Raw genomic sequence first — 19,433 nt, forward strand, 5'->3', positions numbered from 1 at the left:
ATCCAGCCGTCAACCGCCGCCAAATGCCACGATAGTTGACATGGCTCTGTCGGGGGCAGGAGGATCAAGGCGCCGCGTGAAGGCCGCATAGGCAAGAGGGGTGACCTCCCGATGGCATACCAGGCAGGAGGGCAGCGGTCGGTACCGCGGCCCGTCCCCGACACTCTCGAGGCCCAGGAAGCGCAGGCGTATCTCCAGGACTACGCCGTGATGCTGGACTCGGTCCTCTTCCCGTCCGTCGTGCTCGACCACCGCTGGGACGTCGTCCTCGCGAACGCCGCGTTCCGGGCGGTCTTCACCGGAGTGGGGCCGCACCCCACGGCCATGCCGGAGGACAACTTCCTCCGCTTCGTGCTCTTCCACCCGGACGCCGCCGCGGTCCTCGGGGACCACGAGTCGAGTTGGTGCCTGCCGATGCTCGCCCACTTCGCCGCCGCCGTGGAACGGCACGCCCAGGACCGGGGTTTGCAGTCCATCCGCCGGGACATAGCCCAGGACCCCATCATGGACGCCGCCTACCGCCACGGCCTGCCGCACTGGCTCCGTACGGTCGGCCCCGGCGCCGTACGGCACGACGGCGCCGTGCGTCCTCTCGTCCACCCCGACCCCCGCTGGGGCGCCACGCACTGCCGGGTCGTCGACGAGACCCCCGACACCCTCCGCGACCTGGGCTACACCCGTATGACCCTGGTGCTGCGCGAGACCCGCCGGCAGCCCGACTCCCCCCGCAGGCCCCGCCGCTCCCGGCGGGCCACCGCGGGACACCTCAGCGTGGTGCCCTCACCCGTCCGGTGAGCGGCACCCCCTCCGGTGCCGCCGGCGTTCAGGTCGCCGACGGCACCGGAGGTCAATCCCTCGCTCCTACAGGTCGAGCACCAGCCGCGGGCCCCGGCAGCGGGACACGCAGATGAGCATGGTTTCTCCTGCCTCGCGCTCCTGGTCGCTCAGCACCGAGTCGCGGTGGTCGGGCGTGCCGTCCAGGACATCGGTCTCACAGGTCCCGCAGGTGCCCTCCGCGCACGAGTACAGCACCTCCACCCCGGCGGCCCGCACGGTGTCCAGCACGGAGACCCCCACCGGCACGGTCACCGTCTTCCCCGACCGCTCCAGCACCACCTCGAACTCGCTGTCCGGGCCGGTCTCCTGCTCCTTCGGCCGGAACCGCTCCACGCGCAGCGCCCGCCCCGGGCACCGTTCCTCGACCGCGTCGAGCAGCGGACCGGGACCGCAGCAGTAGACGAGGGTGTCCTCGGGCAGCCCGTCGAGCACCGGACCCAGGTCGAGGAGGCCCGTCTCGTCCTGCGGCGCGACGGTCACCCTGTCCCCGTACGGCGCCAACTCGGCCCGGAACGCCATCGATGCGCGGCTGCGCCCGCCGTACAGCAGCGACCACTCGGCGCCCGCCGCCTCGACCGCCGCCAGCATCGGCAGGATCGGCGTGATACCGATGCCGCCGGCCACGAACCGGTAGCGCGGCGCGGGCTCCAGGGCGAATTTGTTGCGCGGCCCGCGCACCCGCACCTTGTCGCCCTGGCGCAACTCCGTGTGCACGAACGCCGATCCACCGCGCCCGTCGGGCTCCCGCAGGACCCCGATCCGCCAGGTGTGCCGGTCCGCCGGGTCACCGCACAGCGAGTACTGCCGCTCCAGCTCCGGGCCGAGCAGCACATCGATGTGCGCGCCGGGCTCCCAGGAGGGGAGTTCCTCGCCGAGCGGATGGCGCAACGTGAGCACGAGGATGCCGTCGGCGGCGAACTCCCTTGCAGCGACCACGAGTTCGGCCTCGTGCGGCGACGAGGTCGAGGAGGGGGTCATGAGCTGTTCCCTTGCGGCTCGTGTCCTTGCGGGGCGTGTCCCCGGGGCTCGTGTCCCTGGGGATGGGCGAGCATCCACTCCCACATCTCGATCGGGTCCTGCGCGGTGTGCTCGCGTCCGCAGTGGCAGGTGCCGTGCAGGACGTCTGTGCCCGGCAGCCAGTCCACGCGGTAGATCTCACCCGTACGGAAGGGCGCGGCAGGGGAGGCGCTCACCGGACCTTCTCCTCGGGCTTCGCGCCCTCCTCGACCAGTCGGGCGAGGATACGGCGGGCTGCCAGACCGCCGGTGTCGATGTTGATGCTCAGCTCCTGGTAGCCGGTGCGCTCCGTGCCGAGCGTCCTCTGCAGCAGGTTGAGCGCGTCGACGTCCTGCATGACGACGGTGTGGTTGTTGTTCCGCAGGAACTCGGTGACCTCGTCGTCCTCGGTCGCCCAGTCGCGCGAGACCATCCAGAAGTCGTACACCTTGCCGTCCGTCGACGGGGTGATCGCGTAGGTGACCTCGGTGTGGAAGCCGTTCGGGTCGCTGCCGTCGGCCTCGGGTACCACGCCGACCGGGGCGACCCGGCTGTGCAGCAGGTACAGGCAGGGCGCGAAGTACTCGATGTCCTGCCAGCGGGTGATGCGGCCGGTGATGCCGGTGGACCTGGCGTAGAACGGCGGGCACTCGGCGTCGTCCATGTGCCGGCTGACCCGGACGATGCCGGCGCCCTCGTCGACCTCGGTGGTGATCGGCGTCTCGGCGACCTCCGGGGTGCCGATGTAGCCGCCGTGCAGATACGTCTCGTGGGACAGGTCGAGCAGGTTGTCGACGAGGAGCCCGTAGTCGGCGTCGATCGGTTCCATGCCGCGCACGGTGACCCAGCCGGGGGAGTCCAGGTGCTTCGCCCGGGGGATCGTCTGCGGGTCGGCGAGTGCCGGGTCGCCTATCCACACCCAGATCAGCGAGTCCTGCTCGACCACCGGGTACGAGGCCACCCGCGCGGTCCGCGGAACGCGCTTCTGCCCCGGCACGTACACACAGGTCCCGGTCGTGTCGTACGTGAAGCCGTGGTAGCCGCACACGATCCGGTCGCCGTCGAGCCGGGTGGGCGTCTCGGACAGCGGGTACCGCCGGTGCACGCACCGGTCGTGCAGCGCGACGGGCGTGCCCTCCTCCTCCGTCCGGTAGAGGACGAGCGGTTCGCCGAGGATCGTCCGGCCGAGCAACTCCCGCCCGACCTCCTGGGCGTAGGCGGCGACGTACCACTGGTTCCTGGCGAAGGCGGTCATGTGAGGCATGGGCGGTCCCGTCCCTGTCGGCGGGGCGTCGTCACCCCGCGTGCCGTGGTGGGAACCAGGGTCGTGAGACTTGCACCGGCTCGGCAAGGCGGCTTCTGCCAGGCGGAAGAACTTCTGTAAAGAACCTGGTCACAGCCCTGCTCTGTCCGTCCCTAGGCGCCAGAGCGGAGGGCCGCGTGGTGCGGCCGTTCGGTTCGCGCTTGGGGGTGGTCGGAGAGGGCGACAGCGAGAGCGACTACTCACTGCGTGGCGTTGATCAGCCAAATATGTCCCCTTGATTTCGATTGCGAGACTCCGCTGCCGACGGATGCTCGGTACCGCGGCAAGAAATCAGCATCACTGCAGGTCAACTGCTGATCCTGATCCTTGTGGAGTCCGGGGTCCTCGGGACGAATCCGGTTCGAATCCGCACCCTTTCGCGCCGTTGAGGGTGTCGCCGCTGGCCAGGAGGGGGGAAGGCACGTGCTGGATCGCATCGCGGACGGGGGCGGCGCGGCGAGCAGTCGGACCGACGAGCCGCTGGACAGGCGTTGGGCGGGCGTCGTCCCTGGCTCGCGCCAGGCGGGCCGGGGAGGCCTTCAGTCACCGGTAGAACCCGGACCGGGAGGCCTCCAGGACCCGGCACGGCCGCTTGACCCCGAAGGCGCGCGATGATCCTCAACGAACTGGAAACGGCTCACCAGTCGGTCTCGTGTGGTGGGTCAGCCCATCAGGGCTTTGCCGAGCCTGGCGCCGGCCGGGGTGGAGATCGCGCGGATCAGGGTGCTGCGAGCGACGCGGCCCAAGCGGTTGGCGGGCATGAAGAAGTGCCGCATGCGCAGGGCTTCCTTCTGGTGGCGGGTGACATGCGGGCGCATCTGCTGTTCCCAGCTGCCCAGGGCGGTGGCCAGGTCACCGTCTTCGGTGAGCAGCCGGGCCAGCAGTTCGCCGCCGGCGATGCCCATGCCGGAACCCTGGCCGGAGTGCAGGGTCATGCACCAGGCGGAGTCACCGAGCAGGACCACCCGGCCCTGGCTCCAGCGGCTCATGTGGATCTGGCTGACCTGGTCGAACAGGACGGACTCGGAGCGGTCCATCGCCTCCAGCATGGCCGGCACGAGGTCCCCGCCGAAGCCGGCGAAGGCCTCGCGCAGGGCGACCGAGGGCTTCTTGCGGATCTCGGCGGCGGGCCAGTCGGTGCGGTAGAGCAGGAAGGCGACCGCGGGGTGGTCGCGATAGCTGTTGATCCAGGCGGAGCGCCCGGGGGCGGTGGCGACCGCGCTGTCGCCCTCTCGCAGACCGGACAGCGGGCCGTCCATGAGACAGGCGGCCACGACGTGGTCGAAGTCCTTGCGGTAGAGGTCCTCGGGGCCGAAGACCAGTGAACGGACGGTGGAGTGGATGCCGTCGGCCCCGATGAGCAGGTCCGCGCTCTCCACGGACCCGTCGGTGAGGGTCACCGTCACCTGGTCGCGGTCCTGGGTGATGGTCGCGGGCCCGGTGCCGTAGCGGATCTCCACCAGGTCCTGGACGGCTTCGTACAGGACCCGCTCCAGGTCGCTGCGCAGCAGCAGTCGCATCGGGGTGCCGTTGACCTGTTCGGGGAAGGTCAGGCCCGGTGTGAGACGGCCGCGGGAATCGACTTCGAACATGCGCCCGTCGGGGTCGCGGCGGTCCGGGAGTGAGTCCAGGATGCCCAGGCGTTCGGCGGCGGTGTAGCCGGGGCCGTTGAAGCGGACGAAGTAGCCGCCGGTGCGACGCTGGGGGGCCCGCTCGACGATCAGGGGCTGCCATCCGGCCCGGTGCAGGCTCAGTGCCGCGGCCAGTCCGGAGATGCCGGATCCGACGATGAGGGCGCGACGGACACCCTGTGGGGGGAGTGACGAAGAGGTCATGCCTCGATCGTACCCCTGATCGATACTGGATGACCAGATTCGAAATTTGGTCATCCAGTGACGGGGGTGGGATGCTGTGCTCATGACCTTGGACCGCTCGGCCGCTGCCCCGCCGGCCGACCACGCACGCGCCGAGCGCATCCTGGCCGCCGCGCGCGAACTGCTCTTGGCGTGGGGCTACAAGCGGGTCACCGTGGATGAGATCGCGCGCCGCGCCCGTATCGGGAAGGGCACCGTCTACCTCCACTGGAAGACGAAACAGACGCTGTTCGCCGAACTGCTGCGGCGTGAACTCCACGAGGCGCTCGGCGTCCTCGCTGCCGAGATCAGAGAGAACTCCGCTGCCGCCCTGCCCAGCAAGGTGGTACGGGAGGTGTTCCTGCAGCAAACCCGCAACCCCGTCACGCGGGCCATCCATGCCGGTGACAGCGAAATCCTCGGCGCGCTCGCCGTCACCCCGGCCGGCCGTCCCGTCATCCAGGAACTCGGCTTCCACACCCTGCTCGCCCGCCTCGTCGAGGTATGGCGCACGCATGGGCTGATGACCGTCACGGCCCCGGCGGCGGACCAGATCTACACGATCGACGCGGTGCTGACCGGATTCATCACGGGGGGCCTCGCCGTCCCGGGCGAGGACGTCCGCCCGGACCATCGGGCCGACCTGCTCGGCCACACGATCAAAGCAGCCCTGGAAACCTCCGTCACGCCGGACGAGGCCGTCCTCCGTGAGGCGGCCCAGGACGTGCTCGCCGCCCTGGGGGCGGCCCGGGGCACGCTCATGACCTGACGGTGGCCCTCCGCGCCCGCCGCAGCTTCGCTGTCCCCGGCGCCGGTGATCACCGCGGGGCGGGCCGGCGGCCGGCCCGACACCGTTCCGCAACGACGACGGCGGCGCCCGGCAACTCGAACAGTCTCCCGTTGCCGCCCTCGGCGGCCTCCGCGTTGGCCCAGCTTTTGCCGATCGCCACCAGGACCTCGTGCTCGCGCTCGCTCAGCGTCCGCACCCTGGGGTCGGTGTGCGGCTCTGCGGGGGCGGCGGGAGGGAGGACTCGATGGGCGTGGGAGTCCAGCGGGCGTCCGGTCAGTCTCGGAGCGACGACGGCGTCGCCTGCCGCCACCGCAAGGATCCCGGGGCCAACAGCATCTTCTCCAGCACCGTCGACATGACCGACACGCTGCGCCAGATGGTCGCGCAGGCCTCGGAGTTGAGCCCCGACGACATCGCCGCGCTCAGCCGGCACCGCAGGGACAACGTGCTGCGATGCGGCGACTACGACACCGTCACCCTCCACATCCCGCCCGGTCCGTACGACAGCGCGCTTCCCCTTCCTGTGGACGGCCTCCGACAGCGCTCGAAGAACGCGCAGGTCGCACGAGGGGACCTGTCCCCGAGCGGTGGACAGGTCCCGGCCCGTGCTGGGGCGCCTGCCCATTGCTGGATAAGGTGATCACATGCAGCTGTTTGTGACGCCTCCGCCGCCCGCCGCTTAAGGCGGGCGGTCATGCAGAGCCATCCCGGGGCTCCCGGGGTGGCCGCGCGGGTTGCCCACGGAGACATCGTGATGGCAATCAATCGAGGAGACCTCAGTTGCAGTCCTCTTCCGCCCGGCCCGTTCGGCAGGGTGTTCTCTACGTCGCGATGGCGGCCACAGCGTGGGGCACTGGCGGTGCGGTGGCCGCTGAACTGTACGACGTCGGCGGAATCGGCCCCATCTCTGTTTCCTTCTGGCGGTTCCTGACCGGACTCGGGCTGCTTCTGGCAGCTCACCTGGTGCGACGGTCTCGGCGGCCGGAGACGGCGCTGTCGCTGCGTGCGACGTTCGCGGCGAACCCGCGGCGGGCCCTGATCACAGGATTCGGGCTGGCGGTGTACCAGACGGCCTACTTCGCCTCCGTGCAGCAGGCCGGGCTGACCGTGGCCACGGTGGTGACCCTGGGCTCGGGTCCGGTGCTGGTCGCGGTCGGAGCCCGGCTCACGCTGGGCGAGCGGACCGGCGTCGCCGGAACCGCCGCGTTGGCGAGCGGTGTTGTCGGCCTGGTGCTGCTGATGGGGGGCGCTGATGGGAGCACTGCCCCGGCTCCCCTCCTGGGCATCGGATACGCGCTGCTCTCCGCCGCCGGGTACGCGGGCGTGACGTTGCTGGGCCGCTTCTCCGGCCGGGAGAACGCCGGTGGCGCGTTCGAGTCCACAGTCACCGGTTTCGCGGTCGGCACGGTCTGCCTTCTGCCGATGGCTCTGCTGGAGGGCCTGGTGCCCGACATGGAGCGACCGGCATGGATCCTGGCTCTGATCCTCTACCTGGGGGCTGCGCCTACAGCCCTGGCGTACACGTTGTTCTTCGCCGGCCTCGGCGCCGTACGGGCGACCACGGCGTCCGTGGTCGCCCTGGTCGAGCCGCTCACCGCGGCGGTCATCGGCATCCTGGTCTTCGATGAGCGGCTCAACGCGATCGTTCTCACAGGCACGGCCCTGCTGCTGTTCGCGGTTCTCTTCCTCGCCGCTGACGAGGGGGTTGGCCGAGCGGCTTCCCGAAGGACGTCCGACCCAAGTGCCGACCACGGTCAGCACCAGTCGCGCCCGGCCATGCCGACGAAGGACTGACGCCCAAGCACCATGCACAAGGCGGGCGGCGGCCGTTGAGGCCGTCGCCCGTCATGACAACCGGTAGCGCCGCCTCCGCCGCGTGGGCGTCGCCGGAGCCCTTCGCACGTGACATCGTCGGGCATGCGCACTGCGCAGTGCTTCGGATGGCTCGGCCAGGCTCTCGGGAGCGCCGCCCGCCTCGGGAAGTGCCCCAAGAGGATGCGACGCACCAGTCGACGGCCCGGGCCGTCCCCGTCCATGGGACACGTACGGCTCCCTACGGCCGTCGTACCCTCGGTCCATGCGACGCCACCGACCCTCCTTGCTGAACGTCATCGACGTGGAGGCGACCTGCTGGGACGGACAGCCGCCGCCCGGCTCGGTGAACGAGATCATCGAGATCGGTCTCGCCGTGGTGGACGTGTCGGCGCGCCGCCGCGTGTCCCGGAACCGCATCCTGGTTCGCCCGGTCCGATCGGCAGTGAGCGACTTCTGCACGGAACTGACCGGACTGACCCAGGCCGAGGTGGACCGGGGCGTCGCCTTCGCCGAGGCGTGCCGGATCCTCGTCGAGGAGTACGACGCCGGGCAGCGCCCGTGGGCGAGCTGGGGCGAGTACGACCGTCGGCAGTTCGAGCGGCAGAGCCGGGCCGACGGGGTGGCCTACCCGTTCGGCTTTCCGACGGAGCGCACCCACACCAACGCGAAGGCCGTCTTCACCGAGGCCCACGGGCTCCGCGGGAAGCCGGGCATGGCCCAGGCGCTGCGGATCGCCGGACTCCCGCTGGAGGGGCGCCACCACCGCGGCGAGGACGACGCGTGGAACATCGCCGCCCTCGTCCTCGACCTGGTGGCCCGCGGGGCGTGGCCGGTCACGGAACCGGTCGTCGGGTCGCCCCGCCCGTAGGCCCTCGTACCGGTTCCTCAAGGCCCCTCGTACCGGCCCGCCTCAGTCGTCCAGGGCGCGTGCGCCTCGGCGAGTACGGTCGTGCGGTGGTCGTGTCAGGCGGTCGGCCGGGGGATCGGTGCGGCCGACGCGGACCGGGCGCGGCGCCGGTGCGCCGAGAGCGCGAGTCCGACGGCGCCGGCCGCCCCCATGGCCGCCAGGACGCCCATGGCGTTGGTCAGGCCACCGACGGCGGAGGCCAGCGCCAGCACCACGAGGGGGCAGACGAACTGGCCGATGAAGAAGGAGCCGGTCCACAGGCCCGTGCCGCGGCCCCGGTCGGCGTAGTCGAGCCGGGACATCGCCAGCGTGAGCAGACTCGGCAGCATGATGCCGCCGCCGAGGCAGTTGATCACGGCACCGACGGTCAGCACGACGGGGTTGGGGGCGAACCAGATCACCGCGAAGCCGGCGGCGCACAGGCCGAAGACGAAGGGCAGCCAGCTCTCCGGTCCGCGACCCGACTTGGCGAAGGTGACGGCACCGGCCACGACCGCGGCGCTGGAGACGGCCGACGCCAGCCCGATCATGCCGGGGTCGGTCACGCCCATGTCGTCCAGGAGGAAGGACAGTTCGACCTGCACGGTGTAGAAGAGCAGGGCGCCGAAGACGGTGAGCGCACACGTCCCGGCCAGCGGCCGCCAGGGGAAGGCCCGCCGGGTCGCCCCGGCGGGGGCGGTGCCGACGGAGGACGCGGGTGCGGTCGCTTCGAGCGGTGTGGTCGGTTCGCTCGGTCGAGGGCCGCGCAGGGCCGCCGCCATGGCGGGCGCGAGCAGCAGGCTCACTGCGTAGGCCCAGAACGGTGTGCGCCAGCCCGCCGAACCGGCCGCGCCGCCCAGCGCGAAGAACGCGGTCGCCGAGACGGAGGCGCACATCGTCTGCAGGGCGAGGTACCGATCACGCTGCCGCCCGGAGTAGTGGTCGCCGATCAGCGTGGTGCAGCACGTCATGATGGCGGCCTCGACGACGCCGACCAGCGCGCGGGAGGCCACGATCGCGCCGAGGGAGTCCAGCCACAGCGGGGCCGTGCCGAACAGCGCGTAGAGCACGGTGGCGACGACGAGCAGACGTCTGCGGCCGAGCCGGTCGACGACCACGCCGGCGAAGGGGGCCAGCAGCGCCAGGGAGAGGGCGGGGATCGTCAGGGCCATCGGGACCAGCGCGTCGACGCCCGGTGTGCCGGCGAAGTGGTCGCGCATCTGCGGCAGCACGGGGGCGATGAGCACGGCCCCCAGGATCGGCAGACAACTGCCGGCCATCAGCAGCGTGATGCGCAGCCGGTGGGCGGCGCCGGACACGGTGGTCTCGGGCGCGCTCTCCTCAGCCGGGTTGATCTCCCCGGCCGGGGCGTTCTCCGCGACGTCGGACGGCGTCTGCGTCGGCGTCGGTGACGGGGGCGGGGGCACGGGTGCGGGCATGCGGGAACTCCACCTGGCTGAGCGGGACGGGAAACGGGACGGGACAGAGGGGCCCGGTCGCCCGTGGCGGGGGTCGCCCGGCCCACGGGGCGGAGCCGGGCGGTGCCGGAGCGGGGGGCGCCGGTGACTGCCGCGGTGGCGCGGGGGCCGGCCCACCGGTCCCCGGGTACGCGCCTCCCGGCGGCGGTGGGCGCGGTGGCTCCGGCGCCGGGTGGAGTCGACTATGGGGTATCGCGCGGGCCCTGCCCAGCCCTCTTCCGATCGCGATCCGGGATGGGGATCATCCATGCGCTGGATGGCACCCGTCGGCCGCGCGCCCGCGCGCCCGGGGTCCCTATAACGACTCTGCGTAGTTCTAGGCCCGCACGCCCGCAGGGTCCCGGCGACCAGGAAGGGCGGCGGCACCTGAGGGCTGTCGACGGAGCCCTCCACGCGCGGTGCGACGCCGAGCGGGCTCGACTGCCGTGCGGCCGGGGCGTCGTACGTGCGCCGGCGGACGCCCCGGGGACAGCCGCCCGGCGCTGTTCGCACGCCGGACCCCGGTCGGTCACACGCGCGCCACGGCCCCTTCCCCGGCCTTCGTTCCTCTTGGACCATTCCCCCGGGGGTACCGGAGAGCCCCGCACGGCACCCCCGGCGCGCAGGTCACATCCGACGCACCACGTCAGGACAAGAGGTCATCCACCCATGCCTGAAGTCAACCGGCGGCGATTCCTCCAGGTGGCGGGAGCCACCACGGCGTTCACCGCTCTGTCGGCCAGTATCCAGCGGGCCGCCGCACTGCCCGCGCACCACCGTTCCGGCACCATCGAGGACGTCGAGCACATCGTCGTCCTCATGCAGGAGAACCGGTCCTTCGACCACTACTTCGGCTCGCTGAGAGGGGTACGCGGCTTCGGCGACCCGCACCCGGTCACACTGGACAACGGGAAGCCGGTGTGGCACCAGTCGGACGGCACCCGGGACGTCCTGCCGTTCCACCCCGAGGCCGACGACCTCGGCATGCAGTTCCTGGAGGGCCTCCCGCACGGCTGGTCCGACGGGCACGCCGCCTACAACGGCGGCAAGTACGACAGGTGGGTGCCCGCCAAGGGCACCACGACGATGGCGTACCTGACCCGCGAGGACATCCCGTTCCACTACGCCCTCGCCGACGCCTTCACCGTCTGCGACGCCTACCACTGCTCGTTCATCGGCTCCACCGACCCCAACCGCTACTACATGTGGTCCGGCTGCACGGGCAACGACGGCACCGGCGGTGGCCCCGTCCTCGGCAACGACGAACGCGGCTACGGCTGGACCACCTACCCCGAACGCCTCGAAGCGGCCGGGATCTCCTGGAAGATCTACCAGGACGTCGGCGACGGCCTGGACGCGGCGGGCTCCTGGGGCTGGATCGCCGACCCCTACCGCGGCAACTACGGCGACAACTCCCTGCTCTACTTCGACAGGTACCGTGACGCCAAGCCCGGCGACCCCTGGTACGACAAGGCCCGCACGGGGACGAACGTCAAGGCCGGCGACGGCTACTTCGACCGGCTGAGGGCGGACGTGACGGCGGGCCGGCTGCCGCAGATCTCCTGGATCGCGGCGCCCGAGGCGTTCTCCGAGCACTCCAACTGGCCCTCGAACTACGGCGCCTGGTACATCGCCCAGGTCCTCGACGCCCTCACCGCCGACCCGGACGTCTGGGCGCGGACCGCGCTGTTCATCACGTACGACGAGAACGACGGGTTCTTCGACCACGTGGTGCCGCCGCTGCCGCCGCGCTCGGCCGCGCACGGCGGGTCGACCGTCGACGTCGGCCTGGACCTCTTCGCCGGGAGCGCGACGCACGTGGCCGGACCGTACGGCCTCGGGCCGCGGGTGCCGATGCTGGTGGTGTCGCCGTGGAGCAAGGGCGGGTTCGTGTGCTCCGAGACGTTCGACCACACGTCGGTCCTGCGGTTCATGGAGCGCCGGTTCGGGGTGCGGGAGCCGAACATCTCGCCCTGGCGCCGTGCCGTCTGCGGTGACCTGACCTCCGCGTTCGACTTCTCCCGCCGGGACAGCCGGCCGGCCGCGCTGCCCGACACGCACGCGTACGAGCCGCCGGACCGCGAGCGGCACCCCGACTACCGGCCGACCGTGCCGACCCACCCGAGCATGCCGCGGCAGGAGCGGGGCCTGCGGCCCGCCCGGCCGCTGCTGTACGCGCCCAGGGTGGACGGTTCGGCCGACCCGGCCGCGGGGACCTTCGCGCTCACGTTCGCCTCCGGCGCGCGGGCCGGCGCCGCGTTCCTCGTCACCTCGGGCAACCGCGCGGACGGGCCGTGGACCTACACCACCGGGGCGGGCGGAACGCTCTCCGACACCTGGGACCTGGCGGCCTCGGGCGGCTCCTACGACCTCACGGTGCACGGACCGAACGGCTTCCTGCGGGTCTTCCGAGGGCCGGGAACGGGCCCGTCTGCGGGGCTGGAGGTCACCGCGCGGCACATCGGCGGGGATGTGGAGCTGACCCTCACCAACAAGGGTTCCAGCGCGGTGAGCATGCGGATCCGCAGCGGGTACGGCGCGGACCGGGGCCGTACGGTCAGGGTGCGGGCCGGGGCCACCGTCCGGCGCGTCGTGGACCTCCGGGCGAGCCACCGCTGGTACGACCTGACGGTGACCACGCCGGCGGCCCCCGGCTGGGTCCGCCGCTTCGCGGGCCACGTGGAGAACGGCCGCGTCGGCGTCAGCGACCCCGCACTGGGCCGCAGCTCCGGGGCCTGACCTCCTCCCCGGGAGGACGCATCGGGGCCGGGGGCCGTGGTCCGGCCTCCGCGGGCACGCGCCGGCCGGACCACGGACGGACCTCACAGAGGGGTCAGGTTCGGGAGCAACGGCGGCTCCGCGGGGGCCTGCCGGGTTTCCAGGGAAAGAACCGCGGCCACCGGGTGGGGTTCGTCGGCCGGGTGTCGTGCGACCCGGCGGGGTTCGTCGGACGGTCGAGGTCCGGCCGCAGGGACGCGCGTCAGGAGGACCACTCCGCGCCCGGCCACGACGGCCCCCGCCGCCGCCAGCAGCACGCCCGCCGCGCCGCCCCGCAGTCCCTCGCCGAGGAGGGACAGGCCGATCACCGCGGCGGCGACCGGGTTGGCCAGGGTCACCACCGCGAGCGGGGCGCCCAGACCACCCCGGTAGGCCGTCTGCGAGAGGAACAGGCCGCCCACGGCGAAGGCCGCGACGAGGAGGGCCACCACCACGACCTCGACGCTCAGCAGCCCGCCGGAGGGGTCGGTGGCGGCCACCGTGACCGTCTGGGTCAGCGCGGACGCGACGCCCGACGCCACCCCGGACGCGGTCGCGTGCCGCAGCCCCGGCTCGGTGCCGCGGCGGGACAGCAGCCCGATCAGGACGGCCGTGGCCCCGGCGACGGCGACCGCCTCCGGCACACTCAGCACGTCGTCCGGAGCGGACCCGGACGCGGTGACCAGGATCGCCGCGAGCCCCACCAGGGTGAGCGCCGTACCGCGCCACTCCACCGCGCCGACCCGCCGCCCGGCCAGCCGCGCCCCCAGCGGCACGGCCGCCACGAGGGTCAGCGCGCCCAAGGGCTGGACCACGGTCAGCGGCCCGTACTTCAGGGCGACCACGTGCAGCAGCGCGGCCCCGGCGTTGAGCGCGACCGAACTCCACCAGGCACCGCTGGCCAGCATGCGCCGTATCCCGCTGCCGGCGTCGCGGGCGGCGAGCCGCTCCTGGGCGACGGCGGCGGCCGCGTACGCCACGGCCGAGACGAGGGAGAGGGCGACGGCGACGAGGGTGGCGTTCATCGGCCCGCTCCGGCCGGCACGGGCTCCTCGACGGCGGTGAGTCCCACCGGCCGCCGGGCGGTCGCGGCCACCGGGCGCGGCACCCGGATCACGGCGAGCGCGACGCCCACCAGCCCACCCGCCACGATCGAGTCCAGCCAGTAGTGGTTCGCGGTGCCGACGATCACCAGCAGGGTGACCAGCGGGTGCAGCAGCCAGAGCACGCGCCACCGGGAGCTGGTCGCGGCGATCAGCCCGATCGCGACCACGAGGGCCCAGCCGAAGTGGAGCGAGGGCATCGCCGCGAACTGGTTCGCCAGGGAGTCGGTCGCCGGGGCGGCCGAGTACACCGTCGGCCCGTACACCTGCCCCGTGTCGACGAGACCCGCCGTCTCCAGCATCCGCGGCGGGGCCAGCGGAAACGCCAGATGGAGCAGCAGGGCGGCGGCGGTGACGGCCGCGAGGACCCGGCGGGCCCACACGTAGTGCGCGGGGCGCCGCAGGTACAGCCACACCAGGAACGCGGCGGTGGCCGGGAAGTGGACGGTCGCGTAGTGGACGTTCGCCAGGTGGACCGGCAGGTCGCCGTGGAGCAGCACGGACTGCACGGCCCCCTCGTCGGGCAGACGGAGCGCGCGTTCCCATCCCCAGACGCGGTCCGCGTCGAGGAAGGCCTCGGCGGTGTGGCCGCTCGTCAGCGTCCGGCCGAGCTTGTAGAGCAGGAAGAGACCGGCGACGAGCAGCAGTTCACGGACGAGCGGCGGCCGCGCTGCCGAGGCGGCCGACCCCGATGGCCCCCCGGCATCGGACTGCCCCGAGGGCTCGGACTGCTCCGACGGCCCGAATCGATCTGACGGCTCTGACGGCTCTGACGGCGTTGAAGGCGCGGTGCGGCATTCCATCCCCCGGCCCTTTCCCTGACGGCGCTGGTGGCGCTGTTTCCCTGGCGGTACGACGGACGACACGTACGTGTACCGATGCGGACCTGTTCCGATACGGGGAAGTTCCGATACGAGGCAGTTCCGATACGCGAGTGTACCGATACGCCACTGTACCGAAACTGGGGGGTATCGATACGCCGCTGTACCGATACGTTGGCGTTCCGGTACAGTGGCGTCTCGACAGGCTCAGGGGTGTGACCCGACCGAAGGAGACGAGAGTCATGACGTCGCAGGCCGCGGAGGGGCCGGACACGGCCGTCGCCTCGCGCCGCTCCAAGATCACGCCGGAGCGTGAGCGGGAGTTCTTCGACGCCGTGCTCGAGCAGATCCGTGAGTGCGGCTACGACTCGGTGACCATGGAGGGTGTCGCCGCGAGCACCCGCTGCAGCAAGTCCACGCTCTACCGGCAGTGGAAGAACAAGCCCCAGTTCGTGGCCGCGGCGCTGCGCGCCCGCCGCAGCGTGCGCTTCGGCGGCATCGACACCGGGTCCCTGCGCGGAGACCTGTACGAGGCGGCCCGGCAGGCGAGCGAGGGGTTCGCCCTGGAGGGGCGGATCTACCAGGCGCTCGGCCAGGCCGTCGTCCAGGACGACGAGCTGCGGGCGGCCCTGCGCGACGCCCTGGTCGAGCCCGAGATCGGCTCCCTCAAGGCGATGATCGACCGCGGTGTCGCCCGCGGCGAGGTGCCCGCCGACCATCCCGCGCTGGAGTTCGTCCCGGCCCAGATCTTCGGCGTCCTCCGGGCCCGCCCGGTCCTGGAGGGTGAGGACGCGGACGAGGCGTACATCATCAGATTCATGGAGGCAGCCGTGTTCCCCGCGCTCGGCCTCACCTGATGCTCGGGCCGCCGTTCACGGGATGACCGGACGGCGGCCCGGCGGCGCCGCACCGTGGGGACGGGGGCGGCGCGCACCCCCCGGCCGGGTGGGGTTTCTCCGGAGCGGAGAGGAACCCCGCCCGGCCGACTCACACGTCCTGGCCGTTGCCTCCGCCGCTGGTGATCGCCGCCTTCTTGATGCCCTTGGTGATGTCGTCGATCACCGACTGCTCGGGCGCCTCGTCGCTGACGTCGATGCCGAAGCGCACCACGACGAGCCGCGAGGAGTCCGCCGGGGAAGGGAACGCGAGCGACTCCACGTACCCGTCGTCGCCCTTGCTGGTCGCCACCTTCCAGCGGACCAGGTAGCCCTTCTCGCCGGCCACGGTCACCGCCTTCGAGGCCAGCTCCTTGTGCGAGCTGATCTTGCCGTAGCCCTCGGTGCCGTACGCGTCCTCGGCGTTCTGTGCGATGTCCTCCTTGGCGGCCGCCTCCGCCGTGGTGGCCTTCAGGTTGAGCTCCTTGGCCGGCATCGAGTAGGCGCCACCGCGCGTGCAGGTCTTCGAGGGGTCGGCGGGGCACTCGTACGACGCCTCCGTCACCACCTGAGCGCCGACCGGCAGCGGCGAGGTGACCCAGCCGTCCGGCACCGGGATGCTGATGCCGCTCGCCGAGTCGGTGGCGTACCCGTCCTCGGTCTGCGGCGGCCTCCCGGACCCGTCCGGCGCCGGGGGCTGCCCGTCGGAGCCGCCGGAACCCCCCGAGCCGCCGGGCCCGCCCTGACCGCCGGAGCCGTCCCGTCCGCCGTCGCCGCCCCGGCCGTCCGGCCCGCCGGGGCCCTGCGAGGTCGTGCTGCCGTCGCCGCCGTCGTTGCCGACCAGGGCGTACGCGCCGATGCCGATGCACGCCAGGACCGCCACGGCCAAGGCGACGGCTATGCCCGTGCGGAGCCCGCGCTTCGGCGCCGGGGCGCCGTACGCCGGGTAACCGGGATACGCCGGCGCGGCGCCGGGCGGGTACGGCCCGGCGGCCGGCGGGAAGGCCGGAGGGCCGAACGCCCCGGCCGAGCCCGCGGGCCGGACCTGGTCCGTCCACGCCCTGCCGTCCCACCAGCGCTCGGTGGGCGGCGCGTCATTCGTCTGGCCGGGATCGGGGTACCAGCCTGGAGGAGTCACCTGCGTCATGACGCCACCGTATGAGGCCGGAGTGAAAAGCGGATGAGAGGGGACCGGAACGGGATGCACCGAGCGCCGTTCTGCCCTCCTTGTGTGCTTCTGGGGGATCATCTGCTGTCCTGCCGGTCCTGCCGGTCCCGCCGGTGTCGTCGGTGCCGCTGATGGGTGATGACGCCGGGCTTTCGGCCGACGTTCACCGCTCGGAGCCCTCACCCGGCGCCGGTCGGCGAGCGCCGCCTGGAGCCTCCGTCCGGCGCCGGCCGGGGTGCGCCGCCCCACCGTCCCCGTCAGGGACCGCCGGGTGCCCGTCCGATCACCAGCCGGACCGGAGGTCGTGTGCCTCCCGGCGGCCCCGGCGGCAGCCCGGCCCGCCCGGGTGTCACCGACCCCAGGAGGCTCGGATGCCGTGCCCCCGTGCTCAGCGGCACGGTGCCCGGCAGCCCTCGCACGGTCAGGAAGCCCAGGACGGCGAACGCGTGCGCCTCCTTCGCCGCGGCCGGCAGCCCCAGCTCGTCGGAGACCCGCAACGGGACCCCCGCCAACTCGGCGGCCAGCATCCGCATCAGCACCGGATTGCGGGTGCCGCCGCCCGACGCGATCACTTCCGTCGCCCCCGCCGCGACGGCGGCCCCGGCCACGGTCCGCGCGGTGAGCCGGGTCAGGGTCGCCACGACGTCCCGCACGGGCAGCCCGGGGAACCCGGTGAGGGCGTCACGCAGATAACCACCGTGGAACAGCTCCTTGCCCGTCGTCTTCGGCGCGGGCAGCGCGTAGTACGGCTCGTCGAGCAGGCGCCGCAGCAGCGGTTCGTGGACCGTGCCCCGCGCGGCCAGGGCGCCGTCCACGTCGTACGCCGCGCGCCCGGCCGTGCCGTCCCGCACGGCCGCGTCGATCAGCGCGCAGGCCGGCCCGGTGTCGAACGCCGTGCCGTCGGGCGCCGTCAGGTTGGCGATGCCGCCGAGGTTCAGCGCCACCGGCGTCCCCGGCCGGCCCCGCAGCCACAGCAGGTCGAACAGGCTCACCAGGGGCGCGCCCTGGCCCCCGGCGGCGATGTCACGCGGGCGGAAGTCCGCCACCACGGGCAGCCCCGTCGCCTCCGCGATCCAGGCGGGCTGCCCGAGCTGCAGGCTGCCCCGGGCCCGGCCCCGCTCCACCCAGTGGTGCACGGTCTGCCCGTGCGAGGCCACCAACTCGGCCCGCCCCGAACAGAGTTCCCGGTCCGCCTCGACCGCCACCGCCGCGAACGCCCGCCCGATGAGGGTGTCCAGCCGGCAGACCTCGGCGACCGTCGTGGACGCCGGGGGCAGCGCCCGGGCCAGCGCCTCGCGCAGCCCGTCGTCGTAGGGGCGGCTGACGAGCCCGAGCGGTTCCAGCGTGAGCGTGTCCCCGGCGAGCCCCAGATCGGCCGCGGCCGCGTCCACCGCGTCGTACGACGTCCCCGACATCATCCCGATCACCCGCACGCCCGCTCAACTCCCGTTCTCGTCGTCCGGCTTGCGGAGCGTCAGCAGGGCCAGCGCGCTCACCGCGCAGGTCGCGGCAGCGTAGTACGCCGGAATGTCCACGCTTCCCGTCCGCTTGATCGTCTCCGTGATGATGAGGCCCGCGCAGCCCGAGAACACGGCATTGGACAGGGCGTAGGCGAGTCCGAGCCCGGTGCAGCGGACGCTCGTCGGGAACATCTCGGCGAGCATCGCCGGGCCCGGCCCCGCCATCAGCCCGACCACCGCGCCCGCCGCGCACACCGCGACGCCCTTCACCGCGGTCGAAGTGGACGTGTCCTGGAGGAGATTGAGGAGCGGCACCGCCAGGGCCACCACCGACACGGCGCCCGCGAGCATCACCGGCCGCCGTCCGACACGGTCGCTGAGCCACCCCGCCGGGACGATCACGGCCGCGAAGCCGACGTTGGCGAGGACCGTGGCCACCAGCGCCTGCCGGAAGGACGCGTGCAGGCTGTTCTGCAGATACGAGGGCAGCACCACGAGGAAGGTGTAACCGGCCGCCGCCCACCCCATGACGCGGCCGGCGCCGAGGGCGATCGCGCGGGCGAGGGCACGGGCCGGCGGCCGTACCGTCGCCCCCGCCCGCCGGAACACAGGCGTCTCGTCCAGCCGCAACCTGAGCCACAGCGCGCCCAGCCCCAGCGGCAGCGCCGACAGGAACGGCAGCCGCCAGCCCCAGGACTCCAGCTGCGCCGGGCTGAGGACCGACGCGAGCAGCGCCGCCGCCCCCGCCCCGCCCAGCAGGCCCAACGCCACCGTGAACGACTGCCACGACCCGTACAGCCCCCGCCGGCCCGCCGGCGCGAACTCCGTCATCACCGACACCGCGCCCCCGAACTCGCCGCCCGCTGACAGCCCTTGCAGCACCCGCAGCGAGGTCAGCAGCCAGGGCGCGAACGCGCCGATCTCCGCGTACGTCGGCAGCGCCCCGATCAGCGCCGTCGACACCGTCATCAGGCCGATCACCAGGATCAGCACCGGACGGCGGCCGATCCGGTCGCCGAGCGCGCCGAACAGCGCCGCGCCCACCGGCCGGAAGAAGAACGCCAGCGCGAACGAGGCGTACGTCTTCACCAGCCCTTCGACCGCGCCGCCGCCCTCCGGGGTGAAGAACCGCGCCGCGATGATCGTCGCGAAGGAACCGTAGACCCCGAACTCGTACCACTCGATGAAGTTGCCGACCGAGCCCGCGAACAGCGCCCGACGGGACCGTCCCCCCTGGAGCGTCATGCCCATGTCGCCTCCCCGCGGCCGCGCCCTGCGACGCCCAACGAACCAGCGCCCCGTCGCGCTCAGT

At 72.7% G+C, this 19,433-nt stretch carries 18 protein-coding genes; 7 read left to right on the forward strand and 11 right to left on the reverse strand.

The window, feature by feature from the left end; translation table 11 throughout:
* The first annotated feature begins 111 nt into the window (after positions 1 to 111).
* A complete protein-coding gene (locus GSY65_RS32085; RefSeq protein ID WP_159775126.1) occupies positions 112 to 795 on the forward strand; it encodes an MmyB family transcriptional regulator in 684 nt (227 codons plus the stop codon).
* Between the two features lie 66 nt (positions 796 to 861).
* On the opposite strand, the gene GSY65_RS32090 is transcribed toward GSY65_RS32085, so the two are convergent.
* The 4 genes from GSY65_RS32090 to GSY65_RS32105 form a co-directional block, all read right to left on the reverse strand.
* Positions 862 to 1,815 carry a PDR/VanB family oxidoreductase gene (locus tag GSY65_RS32090; protein ID WP_159775128.1) on the reverse strand — a complete coding sequence of 318 codons (954 nt, stop codon included), beginning with the start codon at positions 1,813 to 1,815 and terminating at the stop codon, positions 862 to 864.
* Positions 1,812 to 2,030: a hypothetical protein gene (locus GSY65_RS32095; protein ID WP_159775130.1), complete on the reverse strand. Its 219-nt coding sequence runs from the start codon at positions 2,028 to 2,030 to the stop codon at positions 1,812 to 1,814. The genes GSY65_RS32090 and GSY65_RS32095 overlap by 4 nt, the downstream gene beginning before the upstream one ends.
* Positions 2,027 to 3,097 carry an aromatic ring-hydroxylating dioxygenase subunit alpha gene (locus GSY65_RS32100; protein WP_201452737.1) on the reverse strand — a complete coding sequence of 357 codons (1,071 nt, stop codon included), beginning with the start codon at positions 3,095 to 3,097 and terminating at the stop codon, positions 2,027 to 2,029. Before GSY65_RS32100 ends, GSY65_RS32095 begins: the two co-directional genes overlap by 4 nt.
* A 701-nt stretch (positions 3,098 to 3,798) precedes the next feature.
* Positions 3,799 to 4,971 carry an FAD-dependent monooxygenase gene (locus tag GSY65_RS32105; RefSeq protein WP_159775132.1) on the reverse strand — a complete coding sequence of 391 codons (1,173 nt, stop codon included), beginning with the start codon at positions 4,969 to 4,971 and terminating at the stop codon, positions 3,799 to 3,801.
* Positions 4,972 to 5,053: 82 nt separating this feature from the next.
* Between GSY65_RS32105 and GSY65_RS32110 the strand changes: the two genes are divergently transcribed.
* The gene (locus GSY65_RS32110) at positions 5,054 to 5,758 is read left to right on the forward strand and encodes a TetR/AcrR family transcriptional regulator (RefSeq protein ID WP_159775134.1); all 705 of its coding nucleotides are present in this window, start codon (positions 5,054 to 5,056) and stop codon (positions 5,756 to 5,758) included.
* A gap of 49 nt (positions 5,759 to 5,807) precedes the next feature.
* Here GSY65_RS32110 and GSY65_RS34790 read toward each other — a convergent pair whose 3' ends face one another.
* Positions 5,808 to 5,975: a hypothetical protein gene (locus GSY65_RS34790; RefSeq protein WP_443043279.1), complete on the reverse strand. Its 168-nt coding sequence runs from the start codon at positions 5,973 to 5,975 to the stop codon at positions 5,808 to 5,810.
* 48 nt (positions 5,976 to 6,023) lie between these two features.
* Between GSY65_RS34790 and GSY65_RS33440 the strand changes: the two genes are divergently transcribed.
* The 3 genes from GSY65_RS33440 to GSY65_RS32125 all read left to right on the forward strand — a co-directional run bounded on the left by GSY65_RS33440 (position 6,024) and on the right by GSY65_RS32125 (position 8,462).
* Positions 6,024 to 6,419, forward strand: a complete 396-nt coding sequence (locus GSY65_RS33440) for a hypothetical protein (protein ID WP_201452875.1) — start codon at positions 6,024 to 6,026, stop codon at positions 6,417 to 6,419.
* Between the two features lie 224 nt (positions 6,420 to 6,643).
* Positions 6,644 to 7,573: an EamA family transporter gene (locus tag GSY65_RS32120; protein WP_236580148.1), complete on the forward strand. Its 930-nt coding sequence runs from the start codon at positions 6,644 to 6,646 to the stop codon at positions 7,571 to 7,573.
* A 283-nt stretch (positions 7,574 to 7,856) separates the two neighbouring features.
* The gene (locus GSY65_RS32125; protein WP_159775138.1) at positions 7,857 to 8,462 is read left to right on the forward strand and encodes a 3'-5' exonuclease; all 606 of its coding nucleotides are present in this window, start codon (positions 7,857 to 7,859) and stop codon (positions 8,460 to 8,462) included.
* A 95-nt stretch (positions 8,463 to 8,557) separates the two neighbouring features.
* Here the strand turns inward: GSY65_RS32125 and GSY65_RS32130 are convergent, their stop codons facing one another.
* Positions 8,558 to 9,919 carry an MFS transporter gene (locus GSY65_RS32130; protein ID WP_159775140.1) on the reverse strand — a complete coding sequence of 454 codons (1,362 nt, stop codon included), beginning with the start codon at positions 9,917 to 9,919 and terminating at the stop codon, positions 8,558 to 8,560.
* Positions 9,920 to 10,606: 687 nt separating this feature from the next.
* Here GSY65_RS32130 and GSY65_RS32135 point away from each other — a divergent pair.
* Positions 10,607 to 12,676: a phosphocholine-specific phospholipase C gene (locus GSY65_RS32135; RefSeq protein WP_159775142.1), complete on the forward strand. Its 2,070-nt coding sequence runs from the start codon at positions 10,607 to 10,609 to the stop codon at positions 12,674 to 12,676.
* A gap of 83 nt (positions 12,677 to 12,759) precedes the next feature.
* Here the strand turns inward: GSY65_RS32135 and GSY65_RS32140 are convergent, their stop codons facing one another.
* On the reverse strand, positions 12,760 to 13,719 hold the full coding sequence (locus tag GSY65_RS32140) for a hypothetical protein (protein ID WP_159775144.1): 960 nt from the start codon (positions 13,717 to 13,719) through the stop codon (positions 12,760 to 12,762).
* A complete protein-coding gene (locus tag GSY65_RS32145; protein ID WP_159775146.1) occupies positions 13,716 to 14,600 on the reverse strand; it encodes a phosphatase PAP2 family protein in 885 nt (294 codons plus the stop codon). The genes GSY65_RS32140 and GSY65_RS32145 overlap by 4 nt, the downstream gene beginning before the upstream one ends.
* A gap of 260 nt (positions 14,601 to 14,860) precedes the next feature.
* On the opposite strand from GSY65_RS32145, the gene GSY65_RS32150 reads away from it, so the two are divergent.
* A complete protein-coding gene (locus GSY65_RS32150; protein ID WP_159775148.1) occupies positions 14,861 to 15,475 on the forward strand; it encodes a TetR/AcrR family transcriptional regulator in 615 nt (204 codons plus the stop codon).
* Positions 15,476 to 15,605: 130 nt separating this feature from the next.
* Here the strand turns inward: GSY65_RS32150 and GSY65_RS32155 are convergent, their stop codons facing one another.
* From GSY65_RS32155 to GSY65_RS32165, 3 genes are all read right to left on the reverse strand, one after another.
* Entirely contained in the window at positions 15,606 to 16,640 is a 1,035-nt protein-coding gene (locus GSY65_RS32155; protein WP_159775150.1) for a DUF2510 domain-containing protein, read from the reverse strand.
* Between the two features lie 278 nt (positions 16,641 to 16,918).
* Complete coding sequence (locus GSY65_RS32160; protein WP_159775152.1) at positions 16,919 to 18,094, reverse strand: anhydro-N-acetylmuramic acid kinase; 1,176 nt, start codon at positions 18,092 to 18,094, stop codon at positions 16,919 to 16,921.
* 6 nt (positions 18,095 to 18,100) lie between these two features.
* Positions 18,101 to 19,366 carry an MFS transporter gene (locus tag GSY65_RS32165; RefSeq protein ID WP_236580149.1) on the reverse strand — a complete coding sequence of 422 codons (1,266 nt, stop codon included), beginning with the start codon at positions 19,364 to 19,366 and terminating at the stop codon, positions 18,101 to 18,103.
* Between the last annotated feature and the right edge of the window lie 67 nt (positions 19,367 to 19,433).

It is taken from the genome of Streptomyces sp. HM190 (assembly GCF_009857135.1).
Classification (GTDB): Bacteria; Actinomycetota; Actinomycetes; order Streptomycetales; family Streptomycetaceae; genus Streptomyces; species Streptomyces heilongjiangensis.

Excerpts from the sequence above, each read along its gene's own strand:
- GSY65_RS32085 (WP_159775126.1), top strand. The coding sequence starts at position 112 with ATGGCATACCAGGCAGGAGGGCAGCGGTCGGTACCGCGGCCCGTCCCC.
- GSY65_RS32090 (WP_159775128.1), bottom strand. The coding sequence starts at position 1,815 with ATGACCCCCTCCTCGACCTCGTCGCCGCACGAGGCCGAACTCGTGGTC.
- GSY65_RS32100 (WP_201452737.1), bottom strand. The coding sequence starts at position 3,097 with ATGCCTCACATGACCGCCTTCGCCAGGAACCAGTGGTACGTCGCCGCC.
- GSY65_RS32105 (WP_159775132.1), bottom strand. The coding sequence starts at position 4,971 with ATGACCTCTTCGTCACTCCCCCCACAGGGTGTCCGTCGCGCCCTCATC.
- GSY65_RS32110 (WP_159775134.1), top strand. The coding sequence starts at position 5,054 with ATGACCTTGGACCGCTCGGCCGCTGCCCCGCCGGCCGACCACGCACGC.
- GSY65_RS33440 (WP_201452875.1), top strand. The coding sequence starts at position 6,024 with ATGGGCGTGGGAGTCCAGCGGGCGTCCGGTCAGTCTCGGAGCGACGAC.
- GSY65_RS32125 (WP_159775138.1), top strand. The coding sequence starts at position 7,857 with ATGCGACGCCACCGACCCTCCTTGCTGAACGTCATCGACGTGGAGGCG.
- GSY65_RS32130 (WP_159775140.1), bottom strand. The coding sequence starts at position 9,919 with ATGCCCGCACCCGTGCCCCCGCCCCCGTCACCGACGCCGACGCAGACG.
- GSY65_RS32135 (WP_159775142.1), top strand. The coding sequence starts at position 10,607 with ATGCCTGAAGTCAACCGGCGGCGATTCCTCCAGGTGGCGGGAGCCACC.
- GSY65_RS32140 (WP_159775144.1), bottom strand. The coding sequence starts at position 13,719 with ATGAACGCCACCCTCGTCGCCGTCGCCCTCTCCCTCGTCTCGGCCGTG.
- GSY65_RS32145 (WP_159775146.1), bottom strand. The coding sequence starts at position 14,600 with ATGGAATGCCGCACCGCGCCTTCAACGCCGTCAGAGCCGTCAGAGCCG.
- GSY65_RS32150 (WP_159775148.1), top strand. The coding sequence starts at position 14,861 with ATGACGTCGCAGGCCGCGGAGGGGCCGGACACGGCCGTCGCCTCGCGC.
- GSY65_RS32155 (WP_159775150.1), bottom strand. The coding sequence starts at position 16,640 with ATGACGCAGGTGACTCCTCCAGGCTGGTACCCCGATCCCGGCCAGACG.
- GSY65_RS32165 (WP_236580149.1), bottom strand. The coding sequence starts at position 19,366 with ATGACGCTCCAGGGGGGACGGTCCCGTCGGGCGCTGTTCGCGGGCTCG.